Source organism: Paenibacillus sp. OSY-SE, assembly GCF_000283315.1.
In the GTDB taxonomy this organism is placed as follows: Bacteria; Bacillota; Bacilli; order Paenibacillales; family Paenibacillaceae; genus Paenibacillus_B; species Paenibacillus_B profundus.
Map to the genome: position 1 here is coordinate 1 of NZ_ALKF01000150.1, position 22,750 is coordinate 22,750.

At 43.3% G+C, this 22,750-nt stretch carries 18 protein-coding genes and 1 pseudogene; 16 read left to right on the forward strand and 3 right to left on the reverse strand.

Features of this window, described 5'->3' with window-relative positions:
• Window positions 1–318 precede the first annotated feature (318 nt).
• Genes A372_RS0104925 through A372_RS0104935 form a run of 3 tightly spaced genes read left to right on the forward strand, consistent with a single transcriptional unit; the run spans window position 319 to window position 1,999 of the window.
• A complete protein-coding gene (locus tag A372_RS0104925; RefSeq protein ID WP_019419715.1) occupies window positions 319–543 on the forward strand; it encodes an AbrB/MazE/SpoVT family DNA-binding domain-containing protein in 225 nt (74 codons plus the stop codon).
• The gene (locus A372_RS0104930) at window positions 540–1,271 is read left to right on the forward strand and encodes an ABC transporter ATP-binding protein (RefSeq protein ID WP_019419716.1); all 732 of its coding nucleotides are present in this window, start codon (window positions 540–542) and stop codon (window positions 1,269–1,271) included. Before A372_RS0104925 ends, A372_RS0104930 begins: the two co-directional genes overlap by 4 nt.
• Window positions 1,268–1,999: an ABC transporter permease gene (locus A372_RS0104935; protein WP_019419717.1), complete on the forward strand. Its 732-nt coding sequence runs from the start codon at window positions 1,268–1,270 to the stop codon at window positions 1,997–1,999. Before A372_RS0104930 ends, A372_RS0104935 begins: the two co-directional genes overlap by 4 nt.
• Before the next feature lie 443 nt (window positions 2,000–2,442).
• Here A372_RS0104935 and A372_RS33265 read toward each other — a convergent pair whose 3' ends face one another.
• A complete protein-coding gene (locus A372_RS33265) occupies window positions 2,443–2,685 on the reverse strand; it encodes a hypothetical protein (protein WP_157259441.1) in 243 nt (80 codons plus the stop codon).
• 272 nt (window positions 2,686–2,957) lie between these two features.
• Window positions 2,958–4,319 (reverse strand): C4-dicarboxylate transporter DcuC, encoded by a 1,362-nt coding sequence (gene dcuC / locus A372_RS0104945; RefSeq protein ID WP_019419719.1) that lies wholly within the window; start codon window positions 4,317–4,319, stop codon window positions 2,958–2,960.
• Window positions 4,320–6,525: 2,206 nt separating this feature from the next.
• Here dcuC and A372_RS0104955 point away from each other — a divergent pair.
• The 13 genes and pseudogenes from A372_RS0104955 (at window position 6,526) to A372_RS0105025 (ending at window position 21,620) form a co-directional block, all read left to right on the forward strand.
• The gene (locus A372_RS0104955) at window positions 6,526–7,452 is read left to right on the forward strand and encodes a type II CAAX endopeptidase family protein (protein WP_019419721.1); all 927 of its coding nucleotides are present in this window, start codon (window positions 6,526–6,528) and stop codon (window positions 7,450–7,452) included.
• 721 nt (window positions 7,453–8,173) lie between these two features.
• Window positions 8,174–10,021: a proline--tRNA ligase gene (locus A372_RS0104965; RefSeq protein WP_019419723.1), complete on the forward strand. Its 1,848-nt coding sequence runs from the start codon at window positions 8,174–8,176 to the stop codon at window positions 10,019–10,021.
• Between the two features lie 429 nt (window positions 10,022–10,450).
• Window positions 10,451–11,020, forward strand: a pseudogene (locus tag A372_RS33270) (histidine phosphatase family protein).
• Between the two features lie 262 nt (window positions 11,021–11,282).
• The gene (locus A372_RS33275) at window positions 11,283–12,146 is read left to right on the forward strand and encodes an alpha/beta fold hydrolase (RefSeq protein ID WP_019419725.1); all 864 of its coding nucleotides are present in this window, start codon (window positions 11,283–11,285) and stop codon (window positions 12,144–12,146) included.
• 381 nt (window positions 12,147–12,527) lie between these two features.
• Complete coding sequence (locus A372_RS0104985; RefSeq protein WP_019419727.1) at window positions 12,528–12,935, forward strand: hypothetical protein; 408 nt, start codon at window positions 12,528–12,530, stop codon at window positions 12,933–12,935.
• Between the two features lie 116 nt (window positions 12,936–13,051).
• Window positions 13,052–13,912 (forward strand): aminoglycoside phosphotransferase family protein, encoded by an 861-nt coding sequence (locus A372_RS0104990; protein ID WP_019419728.1) that lies wholly within the window; start codon window positions 13,052–13,054, stop codon window positions 13,910–13,912.
• Between the two features lie 252 nt (window positions 13,913–14,164).
• The gene (locus A372_RS0104995; protein WP_026010906.1) at window positions 14,165–14,857 is read left to right on the forward strand and encodes a GNAT family N-acetyltransferase; all 693 of its coding nucleotides are present in this window, start codon (window positions 14,165–14,167) and stop codon (window positions 14,855–14,857) included.
• Window positions 14,858–15,266: 409 nt separating this feature from the next.
• Window positions 15,267–16,196, forward strand: a complete 930-nt coding sequence (locus tag A372_RS33280) for a serine hydrolase domain-containing protein (protein ID WP_443146827.1) — start codon at window positions 15,267–15,269, stop codon at window positions 16,194–16,196.
• Window positions 16,197–16,466: 270 nt separating this feature from the next.
• A complete protein-coding gene (locus A372_RS0105005) occupies window positions 16,467–17,012 on the forward strand; it encodes a GNAT family N-acetyltransferase (RefSeq protein WP_019419732.1) in 546 nt (181 codons plus the stop codon).
• Window positions 17,013–17,824: 812 nt separating this feature from the next.
• Window positions 17,825–18,508: a PspA/IM30 family protein gene (locus A372_RS0105010; protein ID WP_019419733.1), complete on the forward strand. Its 684-nt coding sequence runs from the start codon at window positions 17,825–17,827 to the stop codon at window positions 18,506–18,508.
• Between the two features lie 27 nt (window positions 18,509–18,535).
• Entirely contained in the window at window positions 18,536–19,573 is a 1,038-nt protein-coding gene (locus A372_RS0105015) for a TFIIB-type zinc ribbon-containing protein (protein WP_019419734.1), read from the forward strand.
• On the forward strand, window positions 19,570–20,367 hold the full coding sequence (locus A372_RS0105020; RefSeq protein WP_026010907.1) for a TPM domain-containing protein: 798 nt from the start codon (window positions 19,570–19,572) through the stop codon (window positions 20,365–20,367). The genes A372_RS0105015 and A372_RS0105020 overlap by 4 nt, the downstream gene beginning before the upstream one ends.
• Window positions 20,368–20,636: 269 nt before the next feature.
• Window positions 20,637–21,620: an SPFH domain-containing protein gene (locus tag A372_RS0105025; protein ID WP_019419736.1), complete on the forward strand. Its 984-nt coding sequence runs from the start codon at window positions 20,637–20,639 to the stop codon at window positions 21,618–21,620.
• Window positions 21,621–21,703: 83 nt separating this feature from the next.
• Here A372_RS0105025 and A372_RS0105030 read toward each other — a convergent pair whose 3' ends face one another.
• Window positions 21,704–22,612 (reverse strand): DMT family transporter, encoded by a 909-nt coding sequence (locus A372_RS0105030; RefSeq protein ID WP_019419737.1) that lies wholly within the window; start codon window positions 22,610–22,612, stop codon window positions 21,704–21,706.
• Window positions 22,613–22,750 lie beyond the last annotated feature (138 nt).

A 22,750-nucleotide genomic window follows, 5' to 3' on the forward strand; every position in this document is an offset into this window, starting at 1 on the left:
CCAGCCGCTATTGCGTTTTCTCCGTTTTTTTTCATTTTGACTACCTCGTTTATAGCGCCATCGATGATCGGCAGAAATTGACCGGGCAATGGATCAATTCAGGGTCCCGCTGACGGGGAGGGCTTTCCTGTTCTCCCAGCCGGAGATGAGAAGTGCCGTTCCACCGAGAGCCTGCTTATCGTCACCAGCTCGTAGAAAACCGGCAGGCTGGGCAAAAATCCACTATTGACTTTTCATTTTTCAAACGGTATGATTTGTTATACAAAGTGGAATTAGACATACTAAAATAACTAAACTTACTTTCGGAGGAATACAACCATGAGAGAACCTAAAGGCGGCAAACATGCTTGGACGGCAAAAGTTGGAGAAAAAGGGCAAATCGTTATCCCGAAAGAAGCACGGGAAATGTTTGGTATAGACCCCGGTGACACCCTGCTTCTTCTTGGTGATGAGGCACAAGGCATAGCAATTGTAAAGGGTGATATGTTTACGGAGTTAGCCAACAAGGTTTTTGGCACTCAAGGTAGGGAGGAAAAAGGATGAGCGGAATAGCGATAACCAATCTTACGAAAAAATTTAATGAAAGGACAGCAGTGGATTCACTTAATCTGTCTATTGAACAAGGTGAGTTTTTTGCGCTACTTGGGACTAACGGTGCCGGCAAAACAACAGCGATTAAAATGTTATCCTGTCTGCTTGTGCCGACAAGCGGAGATGCTTTGATGATGGGTAACAGCCTTATTAAAAATTCAAATGCAGTAAAACAAATAATTAATGTTTCCCCGCAGGAAACGGCGATAGCTTCAAAATTAACCGTAAAAGAAAATCTGGAATTGATTGCAAGAATTTATGGAAAAAGTGTGCAGGAAGCAACAAAAAAAGCAGATGAAATGCTTGCAACTTTTCGATTAACAGATCGAGCAAAAGAAAGGGCAAAGTCATTATCAGGCGGTACGCAGCGCAAGCTAAGTATCGCTATGGCGCTCATAACAAATCCGCAGATTCTGTTTCTTGACGAGCCTACACTTGGACTTGATGTTCATGCAAGGAGAGATTTGTGGAAAACAATCAGTGAATTGAAAGGCAAAATCACCATTATTTTGACCACCCACTATCTTGAAGAAGCTGAGGCCTTGGCGGACAGAATCGGGATAATGACTCGCGGAAAAATGCGAATTATTGGTACTGCTGAAGAAATTATAAGCGCAACCGGAACGGCAACCTTTGAAGATGCCTTTCTTTCGTTTGCAGATAAGGAGGCAGAGAAATGAGTTTTGTAGCTTTTGCAACACGTAATCGCAAGGAAATTTTAAGAGACCCTCTAAGTATGATTTTCGGTATCGGATTTCCTGTCGTTCTGATACTATTGCTTTCATTCATGAAGCAGAGTATTCCGGGAATGTCTGACGTATTTGCAATTGAAAATTTTGCACCGGGTATGGCGGTTTTTGGATTATCTTTTATTGCTTTGTTCTCGGGGATGCTTATGGCAGGTGACAGAAGCAGTTCCTATTTAATGCGATTGTTTGCATCCCCGTTAACTGGATTTGACTATATTATGGGGTATTCGTTTCCGCTTTTGCCGTTTGCAATGTTCCAATGTGCCATTTGCTTTCTTACTGCCATTATCGTTGGCCTGTCTGTCAGTGTAAATATTCTGATTGCTATCATTGCACTCATTCCCGTTTCTTTACTTTTTATAAGTATCGGCTTGCTTATGGGAAGTGTTCTTTCGAGTAATCAGATGAACGGCGCTGGTGCGATTCTCACCAATGGGGCTTTATGGCTTAGTGGCGCACTGTTCCCTCTGGACACGGTAGGTGGTGCGTTTAAGACGGTATGCTATGCACTTCCGTTTGCTCACTCCGTGGACTTGGTAAAGTCTGCGCTCTTTGGAAATTATTCATCTATTCTATCACACGTTTGGTGGGTGCTGGGATACGCCGCCATTATTTTTATCATTGCGGTTATCCTTTTCAAGAAAAAAATGAAAGGCTGATTTCTTCGTAGTGCAATACAGTACCGTCCTGCCGTTCCTGATCGGCGGAGCAGTATACCTGCTTGCGGCGGCGGGTCTTACCATCTACCTGTTATCAGTACAGGCGTTAAAAAGTAGGAAAGCCGGAGGCGCGGCAATGTCTCCGGCTTTCCCGTTGAACGGGCGCAAATTCCTGCCCATTCACGCCATGCAACAGGATTTCACGGTCTGTTGCCGACATCATGGACAAGCTGGAAACCAATGATCGGATTCATCAGGCGTTGGCCGGTCTTTCCACAATACAGCGCCGGTGCATAAAGACTTACTTTTACAACGGGCCGATCTATCGCCAGATCGCGACAATAGAAAAAGCCACCTGCATGGCGGTGTGAACTGTAATCCTATATGTGGACAGCAAAAAAACACCTCGCGCTTAAGCTGCTAAAAGATGGCTTCTGAACTCATCAGGAGTCATCATCTAAAATGTCCTCCTCAAAGATTTCTTGTGGCATTTTTCCTTCCTTATGAGCATGCACCGCAGCCATTTTAAACGAAGGGGCATAGGTTATTAATTTCTCTGTTACGTGTAAGACGTTTGGATTAGATTCTAACTGTCTGATCTGTTGCTCCGCAAAACGAAGTCTTCTTGTTGTAGGCTTCTTGCTGTCTGTAATTTCATCGACCTCGCTCTTATTAGTTACACTCATTATAAACGCAAAGAACCCGTATGGCAGAGGCACTTTTTTCAGAGTGTCCATCCTACGGGTTACAGTTCAAAGATTGATCAGAATGGTTGCTTTTCGTTTGCTATAAAATATAACTTAGTAAATGAGCCCATCTCCGTTGTTTGGAAGCTGCTTAATTTCTAATTTCTAAGGGGATGGGCTATAAGAATGCCTGTTAAAGGCCATGTAGGTACATTGAATTATGTTCTTTTATAAAGCACAATCGTCCGCTAACTCCTCTGTCTCTTGCTGCCTTATGTGAAAAAGATGAACGATAAGATAAAGCAAGAGACGATCCCGACCAGAATCGGCACGGATGTGCGTTTGACGATTTGTATCGGGTTGACCTTAATAATCGAAGCAACGACGATGATGACCGCCGCCACCGGCGATATGGAACGAACCAAGTTCGCAATCAACTGCATCGGCAGCGCGACCATAACGCCGTTTATGCCGAGTTTCTCTGAAATTTCCGGGATGATGTTGATCACGGAGTAGAAAACGGCCAAGCCGCTTCCGCTGATGAAGGTGATCAAGCCCTCGACACCCGCGAAGGTGAGCATCAGGATAACACCTGCACCTTCGATGTGTCTAACCGATTCGATGAGCATATCAATGATGCCCATCGACTTTAAGCCTTCGACCAGCATGCCTGCTGCTACGAGGAGTGAGACAACTTGTGCCAATCCGGTGCCCATACCGGTGAAGAAAATCGAGAGCTGCTTGGAGGTTTCTTTGAAGGAACCTTTGCGGATAATCTCGATTATAAGGGCGATGGCCATACAAATGAACGTAATTTCCACCAACCCGAGCTTGACACTCGTTATGATTAAACCAAATAACAATACGAGAATGAGCGGCAAAATCGGCAGCAAACCGTAGTAGGCCGGTGGCAAATCGTTCTTCACGACAAGCTTCTCGTCGTTGATCTCCTGCTGGAGCGTGCCCTGCTGCCGCTTATCCATATACTTCTGCCAGAAATAGTGCACGACCGCCATGATAAGAAGCACAGGAATCGAAATCTTGGCATGGTAGGAGAAGACATATTCAACAAGGTTTATGCCTAGATTCTCCGCCGCGACGACGCTGTCCGCTCCAAGGGGCGTCGGCATAATCGTAGCCGTCGTTGCAATGATAGCGCCGGCCGTCAACGAGGACATGCCCGTATTTTTCAATACCGGATACAGCGTCGCCATAAGCAGGACCGCCAAGCTGGATGCGCTCGGCACGACGAGAGAAAGCAAGTTGCCAAGCAGGAAGACGATAGGCACGAGAATGTACTGCGATTTGATGCGGCCAAGCGGCTTCGTCAACAGATGCACGGCAACATCACTGGCGCCGATATGCGTCATATAGCTGGAGAAACCGAACAGCACCATGATCGTTAAACCGACACCGCCTAATTGTTTGACAAAGATCAGCCCGATTTGCTTGAACGGATCCAACAGGACAAGACCGGTGGAGTCCTCTGGCTTCAATACAGGGTGGCCAAGCAGCACGGCCGCGATCATGATCACGATACCGGCAGTGAGCAGCACGAATTTGGCGTCATAGTTTTTAGCGATTAAAAAACCAGTTGCAACAAGGAGAACTAAGCTAATGATAATCTCCAACACGTGGAACACGCTCCTTTTCTAAGATAGGGTTAAATCGCGTTGCGAAGCATTTCGAGCGCCCATTCGCGGAAAGTGAATGGATTAGAATACAAAGCTATGAAATAACGGATACTTGCAATTTTTATATGTGTAACCGGTTACACATCGAAGAAAAGAAATTCTTCATCATTGGAACGAGCATGAAGAGGAACATGCGGTATGATGCGTTTGCCGATGGAAAGGGTACCGGTTGACATGTATTATTTCCTAACGGTTGTATTTCTATTACGGCTGACTTGCGCTCTATCGAGTCGTTCCCCACGTCCTTCATTACGGTTTAATTTCCTACATTGTGTAACCGGTTACACAATGTATTTATAGTTATAATACTGCCCATGTATTCGATTTGTCAATCAACTAGCATTTATAAATCGTGTGAAATGGGTGATAGTCGAACCAAGCATATGTAGGAAATTTCTCTTTTTTTAATATTCCGTCAATGCCCTCGTACTCATCGTACAACTCCCGGGCCTTCGCTGGGGCTACGTCCTTCACGTTCTATTACCAAATTTAAACAAAAGCACATACATGTGTAATATGTAGTTCTTCATATAAACCAATAAATTGGGACTAAGCACTAAGAAACTTGACGCAATTACAAAGCAATGAGAGGGTTTTCCTCACCGACATTACTCATTTGCTATACAGGAACGGATAGCGAGCTCATTTGTCCTATGTAAAAGATGGTACTACCAGACAAATCTTAGCATGCCATTTGTCTAAATCTTTAGAGATTCCAATTGTAGAGCGAACTTTAGATAGGATGGTTCACTATACACACCAATGACACTAATGAAGATGACTCCTGATGAGTTCAGAATCTATCTTTCAGCAGCTTAAGCACAAGGTGCTTTTTTGCTGTCCACATATAGGGAGAGATACGTTAAAGATTTGGGGCACCGGATTGTTCCGCCGCGCCTACATGTCCCAGCTTAGACATATCCAGCACAATCGGATATATCCTTCATAACCAGCCGGTCGTCCGCGGGGTACGGCTGTGTACTATATGACTAATATGAAAAGTATTGTTTTATTTTCGTGAAAGTCATGGTGAAATATAGGAGGTTGAATAATTTGCAAGACAAAGGAAGGCGAGGTTGTGAGTGCCATTGCTGCGAAGCCTAAAAGCTTGGGGGAGCTAATACAGTATCATCGCCTATTATCGAATCAAAGGACAATTGTAATTCGCAATAAAATACGCAATTGATAGTCTTTTAAAAAGTACGTTGGAATATGTTATAGGACGTTTTACTGAAGCTTTTGATTCATTGTCATTTATCACACAAACAATGATGTACAACAGTTCTATAATGAACAGCGAAATGATTCAAAAAGTTGATACTGTATTTAAAACGATTACTGCAAAATAATTGAGGGAAGGATTGGATGACATGAGGAAACTTAAGTTTCTTTTAATCGCTACCCTACTATCTATAGGAGTAATCAACATGGAACTTATCACTACATTCATTGATGCTCCATGGATAACCAGCACCTAGTTTAACAAAAAAATAATGTTGAGGCGCCTACATAGGCGTTTTTTGTATTTATATGTATTACGGATAAAATGTTGCATAATAATCCGAAATTATATCGTTTTGCCAACGTAAGTTATAATCAAGTCAAAGATACAGTATATGGGTGAAGCGAGCCAACCATATACGCTGTCATTAAACACGAAAGGGTGTTCTAATAATTGAACCTTTTTATTTTTGCTATGAAAAACATGACGGTTTAATTGAAAAAATTGAAAGTATCCGGCTGGAATTAATGAAAGCAGCCAATGAAAAAAAGCTTTACAGACGATACTGTTGTGAGATTGAGTCAAGAGCTGGATTTTTATCCATTGTTGTAATGATGTGACTTCTTCTAAAACAATATCGAACATGAGCCAAGCTCTGTGAAGGCATTCGCTGATTACGATACTACTCGCACAGATACATATGAGAAAACTTGGAATTAGATTGGAATTACATGGATGAAGACGTATTAAAGGAGGTATAGTTATGAAAGAACGGGGCATCCATGTGAAGCTGTACGGTATGTTCAAATATCAAACGATACGAAGTCTAGCGGAAAAATGTTCGTCTATGGACGATGACTTAAACGCAAATAAGAGATAAGCAGCGCAAGTAGGGGGTTCATGACGAGCTGAAAGGAGAGAAGAATGACCAAAGGAATGAATGCAATACATGCGGGCTGGCTGTTTCTTGTTTCCTATATATCAGGAAATGTACTGTCTACCTTTATATTTCCAGATAAACAGCAGCTATATGCTAACTTAGGCTTTTTTCTACTCTATGTAGCGTTCGCACAAATCGGTTTGAATGTGATTCCTTCTATTGTATTGAAGAGCAGCAAGAAGCTATCGTGGGTGTCCGTATTCAAATTCCGTAAGGTGACTTGGTGCACGATGCTGCTAAGTATACTGATTTATGCGGTCAGTCAAATTGTCATGTTGTTTATTCATCAAGCGACAGAAATAATATCAGCAGCGCTTGGGAGAACGTATCAGGTATCCATTTATCCGATTGCAACCGACATCACGTCTCTATTTCTGCTCATTGTAGCGATTGGCGTAATTCCTCCGATATGTGAGGAACTGTTGTTCAGAGGTGTGCTGTTGACCGGATACGAACAAAAGGGAAGATGGTTCGCCGCGGCGATGAGTTCCGTCTTGTTCGCACTCTTTCACGATAATCCATATCGGCTGTTGGAGCTGTTCTTCGCCGCCTGGGTATCGGCCCTGATCGTGCTCTACGCTCGGTCAATCTGGCCGGGGATCGTTATTCATATGGCGACGAACATATCGTATGTAATCGGATCGTATATGCAAGGCGGGGACTTGGTGAAGAGTATATCTTCACCATCTGGTTCTCCTGACTATATTTTGTTAGGGTTCTCAGGAGCAGCGTCCATCCCCGCGCTGTATCTATGCTTGTTCCTGCTGCGGAAGATTGATAAGATTGAACGGCCTCGAAACCACTCCAAGGATATATATCCCACTTCTTCGGACATAAAGTATTGGCAGGTGCCGATTCTCATTTCTGTTTGCTGGTTTATATTTGAAATGATCATGATAAACAAAACTTAAGAAGCATTGCCATGTAAACGCAAGGTCGAAGTCATCTACAATCTGGTTGATCTGGTTGATCTGGTTGATTGGATGTGGTTTATTATGCTTAAAATCATCAAATTATTCGACTTATGTTGGAAAATGACCATGAGACAGTATACGAAGAAGAAATGAGAGATCGGCATGCGCCGAACCCGGCGCGTTGCGCACCGAGGAATTCGGAGTGGATCGTAAGGTTTTTTGTGTTTATATATTTAAATGGGATTACCTAGGGGTATATGATATGGAAAAAAGGAATGAAGATGGTCAAAGCAAGAGCAAACGAAAACGCTTGACTTTGCGAGAAAAAGATTGTATCTTCAATGGAAATCGAATTGAGAAAGTTAGGAAAAAGCGAAGACCAAAGACATGAGCGCCACGGTACGTACGCATGCGCAGAGAGGGGGCCCCAGGCTGCAAGGCTCCTCGTGCGGGTGGTTGCTTCCTCCTTTGCAGCTGCGGTTCTCGGTGTCCGGGCGGGGCGCTGTTGAATGCCGGGTTACGCCGTTATGCCGTGTATAAGGATCGCTTGCTTCGTGCAGGCGGTCAAATTAGGGTGGTACCACGACGCATTCGTCCCTTGGGGCGGGTGCGTTTTTTTTGTATTGGCGGAGTGGCCTGCAAGGTTGGAAGCATTGGTAAAGGTCTTGAAGGTCGGATGAAATGCGGTTACCTAACGAAAAGAGGAGGAATGGGCAAAATGCGTCAATCACAACTACTATCCCCAACATTGCGGCAAGCGCCAGCGGATGCCGAGGCGGCGAGTCATCAGCTGCTGATGCGGGCGGGGTACATCCGGCCGCTGGCGGCAGGAGTGTATTCGTATTTGCCGTTGGGCTGGAAGGTGCTGCGCCACATCGAGCGCATCGTACGCGAGGAAATGGATCACGCGGGAGCGCAGGAGCTCCATCTCCCAGCGATGCTGCCAGCCGAGCTGTGGAAGGAATCAGGACGGTATGACGTATATGGGCCTGAGCTAATCCGTCTGCATGACCGTCATGGGCGCGAATTCGCGCTCGGTCCGACACATGAAGAGGTGGTTACGGCGCTTATTCGGGACGAGGTGAAGTCTTATAAGCGGATTCCGTTGACGGTATATCAGATCCAGACAAAGTACCGCGACGAACGGCGGCCGCGGTTCGGGCTGCTGCGCTGCCGTGAATTCGTGATGAAGGATGCGTATTCGTTCGATATCGATGCGGCTGGGCTGGATGCGAGCTATCGCTCAATGTTCGAGGCTTATCATCGCATTATGCAGCGGTTGGGGTTGCGCTATCGTGCGGTAGAGGCGGATGCGGGCGCCATGGGCGGCGAAGGGGCGACGCATGAGTTCACGGCGCTGGCCGATGTTGGGGAGGACACGGTCGTAACGTGCACGGAGTGCGGCTACGCAGCCAATCTGGAGCGGGCGGAAGCGGGACGAGGCGCTTCGACAGCAAGTGATGCTGTTGGAAATGGAGTTGACGGCGATGCTCAGGCAGCGCGTGGTGAATCGGATGAAAATCTGGCCGAGGATCAAGCTTCAAAACTAGCAGACGCTCAAGCCTATAAGCTTGACAGTGCAATCGCTCAAGCTGAACGATTCCTTACGCCGGACATGAAAACGATTGAGGATTTGGTTGCAGGACTGAAGATGGATGAAACGGCGTTCATTAAGACGCTCATCTATGCCGCTGATGGAGAAACGGTGGCGGTGCTCGTGCGCGGGGATCATGAAGTGAACGAGATAAAAGTGAAAAATGCGCTTGGCGCAGACGTGATTGAGCTGGCGGACGAGGAGACTGTCGCGCAGGTGACGGGAGCGCCGACAGGCTTTGCGGGACCGATAGGGCTGAAGCAGAAAGTGAAGCTGCTCGTCGATTATGCAGTTGCCGCGTTGAGCGAAGGCATCGCCGGGGCAAACAAGGAGGATTATCACGTGAGGCATGTCGTGCCTGGCCGTGATTTTGCGATTGACGGAGCAGGCGATTATCGCAATGTGATGGAAGGCGAGTTATGTCCGCATTGCGACGGAGGCCGCTTGCAGTTCCACCGCGGCATCGAGGTCGGCCACGTATTCAAGCTCGGCACAAAATATAGCGCGGCGCTTGGCGCCACCGTCCTCGATCCGAACGGCCGCGAGCAGCCGCTGCTGATGGGGTGCTATGGCATCGGGGTATCGCGCCTAATGGCTGCGATTGTCGAGCAGCATCATGACGAGCGCGGCTTGAGCTGGCCACAGGCGATTGCACCGTTCCACGTGCATGTTATCCCGGTGGCTGTTAAAGATGAGCAGCAGATGCAAGCAGCAGAGCGGCTGTATGCGGAGCTGCAGCGGGCTGGCGTGTCCGTGCTGCTGGACGACCGCGACGAGCGTGTCGGCGTCAAGCTGGCGGATGCGGATTTGTTCGGCATTCCGCTGCGGATTGTGTGCGGCAAGTCGGTGGCGGATGGCATGGTGGAGTGGAAAGAGCGTGCGTCTTCAGAGGTGAAGCTTGTGGAAATTGGGGAGTGTTTGGAGAAGGTTAGGCAGTGGGCGCAGCTATTATTGTGCAGCCCGTTTTGGTAATCTAAAGAATAACAGAAATATGATATCATTCTTCCGAAAGAACCGGAGGCTCTTTAACCCCTGAACGAGGGAAGAAGGGCCTCTTTTCGTTACCGTTATTATGAACAGATGCTATAATCAATGAAAGGTGGGCATTTTGTCTAACGGTTACTACTCTGTCTAAGCATGACTGGATATTTTAAAACAGTATGACTTTATTATTGACCTGAAAGCATTAGAACTATGTATTTGAACAATGAATGGGGAAAAATTATAGGTTGAATCGGGGAAGTCGCCGACATCCTAGTGATAAAGCACAGAAGAATATTCAGACAAATCACGACCCGGCCTAAGATAAAAGCTATCTAAGGCCGGGTCGCGTCGTAGATGCTGAAACGTTATATGAAATCACAGCAGTAGTATAATAGGAAGGTATTCACGGAGGTTAATATGAAAACCTATATATACATGGTTAGACATAGTGAATCACTCAAAACAGAAGGAAATGAAAGAACGCGTGGCTTGACTGAGAAGGGGAAGTCGGATGCTCATAAGATAACTGAATTATTGAAAGAAGAGAGGATAAATACGTTCATTTCAAGTCCTAATACGCGGGCCATATTAACAATCGAGGAATTAGCGCAGTGTCTTGGTGAAAAAATATTAGTGTTTGAAGATCTTAAAGAAAGAATTTTGTCTAGTAAAGATAACTGTATGTCCGATAAAGAATTATATCCATATCTGAAGAAGATGTTTTGGGATCCAGACTTTGCATTGCCTGGAGGAGAATCTAATACCGTTTGAAAGAACCGATCTGTAGCAGTCTTGAAAGAGATATTAAAGAACTATAAAGGCCAGAAAATAGTAATAGGAACACATGGAATTGTCATGACACTAATGATGGGATATTTTGATAGTCAATATGGATTGGATTTTTTAATACATACTTCTAAACCTGATGTATACAGAATGGAATTTCATGAAGAAGAATTAATAGAAGCAAAGAGATTATGGAAATGATTTTGGATGTTATTCGAAGATGGCTGTGACTTCATATAACACCGCATTCACGCGGCGATCCGGCACAAGCCGTCCCTTGGTCCGCCCGAGAAATTTCGGGGGAGTGATGTCAGGCGGACACACCTGCACTGGCTAAGTGGCGAAGCCACCGGACCTTAAGCCAGTGAGGCGTCGTGAATACAAGAACGTTATACGACAGACCGAAGCAAACATATATCTAAAAGATTAATCCAACAGTTGAATAAAGAAGGTGATTCAAAATATGAAAAGAACGACTGAAGTATATAAAAACGATGAATTGTCAATTGAATACTCAATTATTAATAAAGGTGGAATTCCCATTCTCGTAATGCACGGTGGACATTCAAATTGTAATGAAGAATTTGGATATTCAGAGTTAGAACAACAAGGATATTCGATACTTACACCTTCTAGACCAGGGTACGGGAAAACATCTCCTAATAATGGCTTAAACCTATCAACGGCTTGCAATTCCTACATTGAGCTCTTAAATCATCTTAAGCTAGACAAGGTTCATGTAATTGCAATTTCTGCAGGTGGACCTAGCGCGATTTATTTCACTTCTAAATACCAAGAGCGTGTAAAAAGTCTTACGTTACAATCTGCTGTATCTAAAGAATGGCTTACACCTAAAGATAAAGAATATAAAGCAGCCAAAATGCTTTTCCACCCTTCACTGGAGAAATATACATGGAAGTTACTCAGATCTATGATTAACATATCTCCAAAATTTATCTTTAAGCAGATGGCTCCTTCTTTTAGTAAATTGTCATATGCTAAATTAAAAAGCCATATTAGTGACGAAGATATTAATAAGTTTAAGGAAATGATAGAACGCCAACGCTCAGGACAGGGTTTTTTTATAGATTTATCACAGACAGGTAATATCGCTCTTTCAGATTTGCAATCAATTAAGTGCCCGACTCTTATTCTGCATAGCCGAAATGATGGGGCTGTTTCAATCGAGCATGCGTATAATGCACATAATAATATTTCAAATTCCAAACTTTGTATCCTTAATACATGGGGACACCTAATATGGCTTGGACAAGGAGTAGAGGAAATGAATATAGAGCTATTCAGTTTTCTACATGCTAATAATTAATCTGGAAGTTATTCAAGATGCCCGTCGGATAACATAATATTCGCGTTGCGGTCCATTCGGCCCTTGATCTGCCCGAGGTATTTTCGAAGAAGAACATCAGGCATATACATCCATTCCCCTAAGATAGGAGCTATCTAAGGGGAATGGTCGTCGCGAATATGACAACGTTAGACGAAACCGGTGCAACTGAATATTTAAAACCTAAAAAGTACTTTAAAGATGAAAGTATACCCTAATACATTGGTTAGTTCGCGAGTCAAGGCGAGCTAATGTATTATAGTCGGGAATGCCCGACCGTTATATAAAATCGCGCGCAGTTGACCGCTCCGTCCGTGGGGCGGATTATTAAATGCATGAATCATTTTTTATGGGGGATTAATAATGAATAAAATGATTGAGTATGGTTTTTTATGCACAAGTAAGGATGAAAAGGCACTAATGAATGCTCTTTACAAATTTTTAGAACCACTTAATAGAACGTTCTCAAAAACTAACAATAAAGGTATGTTGAATGCGAGATTGCCATATGTTTATAAATATTTTTATTGGAATTTGAATAAAGAAAAGCAAGTATATGTAGAAATGTACCCAAATAAAGATTTAGAAGGAAAATGTAAGTTTTCAAATGAAGACATCGGTTGGGTATTGTTTGCTAATCTAAAAGATCAAGCACCACCATATCATGTTCCTATCGAGGAACAAGAAAAATATCTTAATGATTTACTAAGTTCATCGAATTTTGATTATGTAAAACTATTTGAGTACAGCGATGATGAAGAAAGACTATAGTTGCATGTGCTGTAGTGAAAAGAGAGCAATCGGACCCGGCGCGTTGCGCCTTAAGCCTCTCGGGCTCGTGAATACAACAACGTTATAAGAAATCCCCGCGAAAGGGAGAGAAAATAATGAAGGATCTTATCCGTAATATCATCTGGAAGGAAAGATGTAAGGATTTCCAATCATTGTTAGCACAAGATGTCCCGAAAAATATTATTCCAATGGACTCTGGACTTGAAGCAGATGTATTTAGGATCAGCACGACGGAATCTAATTTTGTATTAAAAGTATGGAATCGGGATTCAAAGCCAGATATATCAATTCAATATAATCTGTTAGAGGGTTTGTATAATCGAGGAATTGCAGTTTCAAAGCCGTGTGGTTGGGGAGTGGATGAAAACAATAATCAAGTTTTATTAACCAGTTTCGATGGTACACCTATTAATAAAGTGAATAAATTGAAACTTACTGAAATTGCAAATATATTAACTGAGATACATAAATTTCCGACAGATATATTGGGTAGTAGAACAATGCCTAGATACGATTTTGTAGACTATTTCTTCCCAGGACTTGACGATCAGTTAGATATAAAAGAATTATTAATCCAACTCGTTGGAAGTACAAAGATGGAACAAAATTGTCTCATTCATGGTGATTATAATTTGGGAAATATCCTTGAATCAGATGGAAAGTATACAATTATCGATTGGACGAACGTCCAACTTGGCGATCCAAGATATGATATTTCATGGTCAATTATCTTAATTTGGATTTATGTAGGTGAAAGGTATTGTTCAACTTACCGTTCTGTATTTTTAGCGATGAACAATTACACTGGGGATGAACTAGAAAAATTTGAAGCTATTGCTTGCCTCCGATGGATTCTGCTAAACAGAATTGCACATCTTCCAAAACGGGATAAAACAATTTCAACGGTTAGAACCATCTTAATGAAGAATAAATACTTGAATGAAGAATTACTTTGAAGGTTACTCGAAGTAGGCGGGGACATCTTATAACAATGTATTCACGCATTGGGCCGGCTCCGCCGCCCCTCGGTCCGCCAGAAGCAATCGAAGAAAATTCGGTGAAGTAGATTCAAGCAAGGAAGTAGATTCAACGGACACATCCGAACCACCCAACCGCATCGCGGCCAGTCACTTCGTTCCTTTAGGGTGGTGGGACGTCATGAACACGGAAACGTTATAAGAAATTGGCGCAAGTGTATATTGAAAGGCGTGAGAAAAATCGATTTCAATGACAATGAAATAATGGAAATTCAAGCATCTACTTTATATGTGCTAAATAAAGAGAACAGAATTATAAGAATTAATGAGAGATCTCAAACTAGTCCTCCGGCAATTTTTATTGGAAAAACAAAAAAATCTATTTTTACTTACTTTAGAAACGATATATCACAATTAACTATAGATGAGATCAATACGTACATCTTTGATTCAATAAATATCATAGATCTTTGCGGGATTATTGGGAAATACAAGAAAGTAAAAGACATTTGGATAGGTCCAGCATATAGATTCAATCAAAATGAAATCAGGAATACAGAAGAAGCGATTACAGTTATCGATGGGTCTAACAAACAGTTGTTGAACAAACACTTTGGTGGCTTAATCAATGAACTGGATGATCGATCTCCTATTGTGGGGTATATCGTGAATAAAGAAGCAGTTTCAGTTTGTTGCAGTGCGCGCAAGACAAGTAAAGCAGCAGAGGCAAGCTTAATGACGGTAGAGCAATTCAGGGGGAAAGGACTTGCTCAGAAAGTTGTATATGGGTGGAGCAAAGAAATATTTGGGCAAGGATTAATTCCTCTTTACAGTACTTCATGGGATAACTTGAGTTCACAGAAAGTAGCACAAAAATTAGGATTAGTTCAATATGGAGTTGATTTTAATATTAGTACGGAATAAAGAAAATTGTTAGTTTTTCCAAGAAGGCGCCAACATCTTACAACACCGTATTCACGCTGAGGGGCTTACGCCCCTTGGTCCGCCAGAGGTGTTTCGGGAAGTGGGCTCAGGCGGACAGCCCTGCGAACCTAACCGCGTCGCGGCCGCCCCGTTGGGACTTAAGGTTCTCGGGTTCGTGAATACAAGAACGTTATAGGAAATCAGCGCAAACATAACATCTAAAATATGAACATTTCTAAAGCATTCTGTCCCTTGACTAACGAGGAGAAAAATTGAACAAGCGACAGTATTTGGAGGAATTTGATGAAAACTAATATGATAAAGCGTATCTCAGATATTCAGAGTAATAACAAATTCTCAGGAACGATACTTGTTAAAGAGGACAAAGAAATTTTGGCGGAATTATGCTATGGATATGCTGTATGCTAATCGTTCTGAACAATCAAAAAATAACACTTCCACTCGATATGGAATAGCCTCGGGCTGTAAGCTTTTTACTGGAATAGCAATTTGTCAGCTTGTGGAGGGTGGAAAGCTTTCATTTGATACAAAGTTAAAAGAGTGTCTTGATGTTAACTTTCCAAATTTTGATGAGGGAATAACAATCCATCATCTTCTAACACATACGTCTGGAATACCAGATTACTTTGATGAGGAAGTTATGGAAGGCTATGAAGAGTTGTGGATTGAAACCCCGATGTATCAAATAAGAAACTTGAAAGATTTCTTGCCATTATTTCAAGACAAACCAATGAAACGTAATGTAGGGGAAAGGTTTCATTATAATAATGCAGGATATATTTTGCTTGGTTTAATTGTCGAGCAGGCAAGTCAACTTAGCTTCGTTGAATACGTTGAGGAGCATATTTTTAGAAAAGCTGGAATGGAGGAATCAGGATATTTTGAATTTGATGCCTTGCCGTCAAGGACTGCGCTAGGGTATATTGACTATCCTAATGGCACTTGGAAGACAAATATCTATTCATTGCCTGTAAAAGGCGGTTCAGATGGTGGAGCATTTGTTACAGTCAACGATATGACTAAGCTATGGGATGCACTTATGAATCATCTACTATTAAGCGAAACTTACACTCAACAATTGCTCACTCGGCACATTCGAACCAATGAGGATAATAATTTTTATGGTTACGGTGTATGGATTGAGATATTTGAAACTGACATTCTAAAGTATCACGTTATGGGTTATGACCCTGGCGTCAGTTTCCACTCTGCTTTTTACCCAGGGAACTCGATCAAAGTTGTTGTATGTTCAAACAAGTCTGATGGCGCATACGGTATTATGAAAGGGATTGAGGATGAAATAATAAATGTACAATAGGTAAGAGCAGTTGTGAAAGTCTACTTCGTCTAACACCATATTCACGCTTCGGGCCATTCGACCCTCGATCCGGCAGAGGTATGATGTGATTCGGGGATGCAATTGGCAGTACCGAGGAAGCATATTCAACCGGACACATCTGCACCACCTAACCGCATCGCGGCCGCCCCTTTGGGGCTTAAGGTGTTGGGACGTGGTGAATACAACAACGTTAGAGCTTCTCCTTTGTTTTATTTTTCTGAATCAACTTAATTTGAATGGGGGGATATCATGATAATTAACAAACAAGAGTTTTATGTTAATGGGATAAATTATACTGTTAGATCTGCAATCGAGAGAGATGCAAAAGATTTGTCAGGATTAAGATTACAGATTGATGGAGAGACCGAAAATTTAGACAGAGAAAAAGGGGAGGCGTTCATAGATGTACCGGGTTTTGAACAAATTATTAAAACAGATACTGAAAATAGAAGGAACTTATTTTTAGTTGCGGTAGTTCATGATCGGATAGTCGGGTTTTCAAGATGCGAAGGAAATCATTTAAATAGATTCTCTCATAAAATAGATTTCGGAGTATGCGTAATAAAAGATTTTTGGGGATACGGTATAGGGGGAAATCTTTTAAAAGAATCTATTTCTTGGGCTGACTCCAATGGTATTAAAAAAATCACTTTGAATGTTTTAGAAACAAATGATAAAGCCATTAAACTTTATAAAAAGCTTGGCTTTGAAATAGAAGGTATATTAAAAAAAGACAAAATCCTTTCGGACGGTAAATACTATAACACCATTATTATGGGAAGGTTTAATGAATGATGCCTTATAAAACTGTCGGGTCTATCAATTCACATATAAGTCAAAGAATTGAAATAATTAATTTCCTATCCTATTTTCTAAAATCAACATAGATGTTTAACATACAGATGCCCGTTCGTTAACCGACGAACAAATTGGTTCATTAATTAATGTGTGTGATCGGTTGGAACGGTTCCATCAGATGAAAGGACGTAACTGGAGAGGAAAGCAGCCTCGATTGAAAAAAAATGCATAACCTATGCGAGATCGAGCAATCATATTTATGCTTTTGGATACTGGTATTCGACGTGAGATGCTAGTTAATATCAATTTAGATCAGCTGCAGCCGTATGATCCTGATGTACTACGTTCTTCAAGGAAAGCGAACGGGGGTTCGGTCCGCTTCTATTTCAAAATCACTTGTATGTGAGTACCGTCGGTTGCGTCTTCTGTGACGCTTTTGACGGTACTTTTGCGTTCAAAGAAGTTTGCTGGTTTTCCCTAACGATGAAAGTGAATTGAAACTCACGAAAAGTAAGGGATCTATATGATTATCATTAAGGTCAGTGAGGTTTCTCCATTTCACGCGGCGGCAAATTTTGAATTTGCTAATCCACGGATCAGTTGTTGAACCTTGTCCAATTAAACCTATAATGTCTATTGATAAACTAGGGTTCGCTGTGCTAACGGATTGATCGGAGTTTTCTGGCTGTTGAGTTTATAAGAGGAATTCTATTAGACTCAATACACGTCGAATTTCGGGGGATGAAACCTTCTTCGTGAATTTAATGTATTATATGATAGGATGTAATCTTTTCGAGGGGGAGCGCAGCATGGGAATCTTGTCGAGATTTAGGGATATTATGGCAAGCAATGTTAACGCCTTATTGGATAAGGCGGAAGATCCGGAGAAGACGATTGATGATTATATGCGGAGCTTGAACAGCGACCTAGGCAAGGTTAAAGCGGAGACGGCTTCGGTGCTGGCGGATGAGAGAAGGGCCAAAAGTGCATTGGATGAATGCAATGCCGAGATTAAAAAGCTGCAGCGTTATGCCGAGAAATCAGTGGAAGACGGTAAGGAAGAGGACGCTCTCAAGTTCCTGGAGCGAAAGGCAGCGTTGGCAGAGCAACAAAACCGATTGCAAACGTCTTATGACCTGGCTTCTGCCAATGCCGTAAAGATGAAGCAAATGCAGGATAAGCTTGTGTGGGATATGGGCCGGTTGGAAGCGCGGCGGACCGAACTGAAAGAGAAGATGGCGGCGGCCAAAGCACAGCAAAGATTGAATTCAGGCAACGACGTGGATTCGTCATTCGATGCCCTGGAAGAGAAGGCGAATCACGCCTTGGATGAAGCGATGGCCTTGGCCGAGCTTAGAGGCGGTGCGAAGGAAGACGATCTGGATGACCTGATCGCACAATTGGAGAAGAATATGAGCACGAATATGAATACGACTACCACTGCAGAAGATGAATTGGCTGCACTCAAAGAAAAAATGAACAAGAAGGAATAACGGTTTCTTTGTGATAGGGGTGAGCAGATGCCGATTATCGAGTACAAATGTCCAAACTGCGGCAGCGGGATGGTTTTTGACGCTGACACAGGGATGTTATCCTGCTATAGCTGCGGAAGAAAAGACAATATCGAGCAAATTCCCGATCCTCTGACGAAACATGTTTTTTCAGAAGAAGATGAGGCCAGGGAGTATCATTGCAATAGCTGCGGAGCCGTCATTATGACCGAAGCGGAGACGAGTGCAACGAGCTGCAGCTTTTGCGGTTCAGCCGTTGTTCTCAGCGATCGGCTGACCGGGGAGTTGGCTCCGGTGAAGATCATCCCTTTTTCCATTAGTAAGGAACAAGCGATGAAAGCATTCCGAAAATGGTGCGGGAAAGGCCTTGTAACGCCAAGCGGGTTTATGACAGCGGATCGAATTAAGGGAATAACCGGGTTGTACGTGCCTTTTTGGCTCTATGATTTGCATAATGACGTGGAGGTTTATGCCCGTGCCACGAAAGTGAGCACTTATAGATCAGGCGACTACGAGTATACCAAAACGGATTATTATGACTTATATCGGGAGATCTGTCTGGATTATATAAAGGTGCCGATTGATGCATCGGAGAAAATGAATGATGAACTGATGGATAAATTGGAGCCTTTTCCTTATGATAAGCTGGAAAGCTTTAAAACTCCGTATCTTGCCGGTTACATTGCCGAAAAATACAGCTATAACGATGAGGAGCTATACCCTCGGGTTAAAGATAAAATAGATAAATATATCTATTCCTATATTAATTCTACGGTGTCAGGGTACGCTACCGTGAACTATACCGATGTAGACATCGATACAGAGCTAGAACGTGCCGATTATGTTCTGCTTCCGGTATGGATGGTACAATATGACTACAATAAAAGGAAGTATACGTTTGCCATGAACGGCCAGACGGGCAAGGTGGTGGGCAAGCCTCCGATTAGCAAGATGAAAGTGGCCGGATGGTTTGCAGGTATTTCCGGTATCTCTTTCCTTGCACTGCACCTAGTGTCCTCTTGGATAATAGGGGGTGGATTTTGGTGAGAAGGAAGAGAGTGATCCTTGCCGTCCTGTTCTTCTTCGTCATGATGCTTGCCGTCCCTATGGACATGATTGCGGGCGAAGCGGCCGCAACGAAGGAGAAGCAATTGATTTTTGATACAGCGGAACTGCTCAATCAGCAGGAATATGATGAGCTGAACGCATTGGCTAATCAATACGGAGCCGAACGAGAAACGGACATGATGATTGTGACGATCAACAGCCCGGAAGCTTACGACGTGAAGAAAATGACGCAGGATTTCTACGATGACTATGCGCCCGGTTACGATAAGCCTCATGGCAATGCCGTCATTTTGATGCTGGACATGACTCATCGGGATGTGTATTTGGCCGGATTCTATAAAGCGAAGACGTATCTCGATGACGAGAGGTTAGATAAGATACGTGATAAGATCACCCCGGATTTAACGAGCGGCGATTATAAGCTGGCTTTTCAAAAGTATATCCAAACGGCACATAAATATATGGGTTTCCGCTCAGGGGTAAACCCGGACAATATCTTTTTCAATACGTGGGTTCAATTGGGCATTGCGCTGGCACTCGGAGGGGGGATTGTAACCTTGATGGTTCGCCGTTCCGGCGGCCGGATAACGGTAAATTCCCGGACCTACGAGGATGCAAGCACTTCGGGAGTTGTGGATTATGAGGATACTTACCTTCATACCAGCACAACGAAACGGAAGATCGAACGAAGCAGCAGCAACGGCTCAAGCGGCGGAGGCGGAGGGACCACCTCAGGCGGTCATTCGCATAGCGGCAGCAGAGGATCATTTTAGAGGTAGTTCAAAAGGTCCGCTTTTGATCACGAAGAGAAACAGGAAGTAGCTCGGCATCGAATCTTGCATTCACTCTTGAAAAGCGTATGCTTTCGAAGTATGTTTCCTGCGGAAACATTGTAGCTGCTTATGTAGTCTCGCCTACACTCGGCTGCTCCTTACAAGTTTTGCGAAGCAAAACTCGCATCGGAAGCATACGCTTCGAGTTCAAGCAACCTTCTCGGTGCTGAAAAACAGACTTACACTTTTAATGAAGGGATGGGTATAGAATGGGGTTCTTCAGAAACCAATTTGCGAATGTTGTGGAATGGGAAGAATTTAGAGACGATATGATTTTTTGGAAGTGGAGCAACCGGGAGATTAAAAAAGGATCCAAGTTAATTATCCGCTCCGGTCAAGATGCGATTTTTGTAAATAACGGCAAGATCGAAGGGATTTTTGAGGATGAAGGGGAGTATAACATTGATTCTGACATTATCCCGTTCCTGTCCACGCTAAAAGGGTTTAAATTTGGTTTTAACAGCGGGATGAGGGTGGAAGTCTTATTCGTCAACACGAAGGAGTTCACCGTCAGATGGGGAACGCAGAACCCGGTTCTGATCCCGTCTCCCCAGCTTCCGGGCGGCATGCCCATTCGCGCTAACGGCACGTTCAATTTTAAAGTGAACGATTACGTGACGCTGATCGATAAGATTGCCGGGATGAAAGACAGTTATCTGGTCGAGGATGTGAAAATCCGGATTACTTCCGTGTTGGATCAGTTGTTAATGAAGTGGATCAGCCGGGAAGGGAAGGACATGTTCAACCTGCAGGCGAATGCTTCCGATATTGCCGCAGGCATTCGCGAAGATCTGGATATGCAAGTGATGGACAACGGGATGACGATTACAGGCTTTCAAGTCATGAGCTTCAATTACCCTCAAGAAATCCAAGATATGATTACGAAGACGGCTTCCCATGAGATGATCGGCAATGTGCAGAAGTATCAACAGGTTACCATGACGGACGGGATTGCATCCGGTAAAGTACAAGGCGGCGGCGCTGCCTCGGACATGGCGGGTATGATGATGGGGATGAACATCGCCAATGAAATGATGAAAAATATGAACCAAAACCAAAAGCCTTCGGCTGAGACAGCGCCTGCTGCTTCCACTCCTTCTGAAGGCAATAAAAAGCCTAACTTCTGCCCTCACTGCGGTGCGAAAAACGAAGGGGCTAACTTCTGCCCGAATTGTGGTCAGAAACTGAACTGAACTTGTAACCCGGAAAGCCGCCTCCACCATCATGAAGCCGACCACGTAAGGTCGGCTTTTTGTGTTCTGTGAAACCAAAGAGTTTACAGCTCATCAGCAATACCTAACAATGCGATGCCAATGATTACAACGACAATAAACGCATATTGCTTCTTGTTCAACCGTTCCTTAAGAAATAATCGGGACAGGATGACCGAAAAAATGCTGTAGGAAGCAATAAGGGGGGCTGCAATAATGGCGTTGCTAGACATGGCGAACACATAGAAGAATTGCCCCGTTGTTTCAAATATGGCAGCATAACCTTTAACACGTTCTTTGAACATGTTGAACTGCTGTTTTTTAATAAACTTGAGGTATGTAAATGCGAACACAGCGCAAATGAAAAAGGTGAATTCATAAGCGAGCAGGGCAGCGTCTTCACTGATCAGACTCAGCTCATCCAAATAAATCGCATCGGCAAAGGTTCCGAGCCCGTCGATTAAGCAGTATAGAATCGGGAATGTAATGGCCATAAAACCGATTTGATATTTTTTATCAATTAGTGTTGCACGGTTCTGGAGAGCTTCGCGTTCAGCTCTCTTTTCCAAAATAGCAATTCCAATAACGCCTAAAGTAATAATGGTCACACCCAATATTTCAATGATGCTCAGGTCGTGGGTGAAAAAAATGAACAACAGTATGGCCGTGACGGCTCCTGAAGAATTCTGTACGGGAGATGCAATGGAAAGCTCCATATATCGTAAACCAATATAACCGATCGTCATCGACAAGATGTAAAGTGCAGATACGGGAAAATAGCGAATTAAGTCTAAGGGATCAAAGTTGATTCCCTGGATGAACATATAAGCCGTGGCGTGAATCCCCATAACCAAGCCCACCATAATGACGATTTTAATATGGCTGAACCGATCATGACTATCACTGCCTTTTTTATAAAATAGATCAGCACCTCCCCAAGCTAAAGCTGTTAATAAAGCAAATAAAAACCACATGATTCGCACTCCTTGTTACAGATTTCACATATAGTTTAAACTTTATTATTATAAAGACTTCACCATGAATGTCAAGAGCAAATCAGGCCGTGTATGATTGACCATGGACGGCATTTTCGGTCGTACCCAATAGAGTGG

Coding starts and splice junctions, on each gene's coding strand:
- A372_RS0104925 (WP_019419715.1), top strand. CDS start 319: ATGAGAGAACCTAAAGGCGGCAAACATGCTTGGACGGCAAAAGTTGGA.
- A372_RS0104930 (WP_019419716.1), top strand. CDS start 540: ATGAGCGGAATAGCGATAACCAATCTTACGAAAAAATTTAATGAAAGG.
- A372_RS0104935 (WP_019419717.1), top strand. CDS start 1,268: ATGAGTTTTGTAGCTTTTGCAACACGTAATCGCAAGGAAATTTTAAGA.
- A372_RS33265 (WP_157259441.1), bottom strand. CDS start 2,685: ATGAGTGTAACTAATAAGAGCGAGGTCGATGAAATTACAGACAGCAAG.
- A372_RS0104955 (WP_019419721.1), top strand. CDS start 6,526: ATGACCAAAGGAATGAATGCAATACATGCGGGCTGGCTGTTTCTTGTT.
- A372_RS0104965 (WP_019419723.1), top strand. CDS start 8,174: ATGCGTCAATCACAACTACTATCCCCAACATTGCGGCAAGCGCCAGCG.
- A372_RS33275 (WP_019419725.1), top strand. CDS start 11,283: ATGAAAAGAACGACTGAAGTATATAAAAACGATGAATTGTCAATTGAA.
- A372_RS0104985 (WP_019419727.1), top strand. CDS start 12,528: ATGAATAAAATGATTGAGTATGGTTTTTTATGCACAAGTAAGGATGAA.
- A372_RS0104990 (WP_019419728.1), top strand. CDS start 13,052: ATGAAGGATCTTATCCGTAATATCATCTGGAAGGAAAGATGTAAGGAT.
- A372_RS33280 (WP_443146827.1), top strand. CDS start 15,267: ATGGATATGCTGTATGCTAATCGTTCTGAACAATCAAAAAATAACACT.
- A372_RS0105005 (WP_019419732.1), top strand. CDS start 16,467: ATGATAATTAACAAACAAGAGTTTTATGTTAATGGGATAAATTATACT.
- A372_RS0105010 (WP_019419733.1), top strand. CDS start 17,825: ATGGGAATCTTGTCGAGATTTAGGGATATTATGGCAAGCAATGTTAAC.
- A372_RS0105015 (WP_019419734.1), top strand. CDS start 18,536: ATGCCGATTATCGAGTACAAATGTCCAAACTGCGGCAGCGGGATGGTT.
- A372_RS0105025 (WP_019419736.1), top strand. CDS start 20,637: ATGGGGTTCTTCAGAAACCAATTTGCGAATGTTGTGGAATGGGAAGAA.
- A372_RS0105030 (WP_019419737.1), bottom strand. CDS start 22,612: ATGTGGTTTTTATTTGCTTTATTAACAGCTTTAGCTTGGGGAGGTGCT.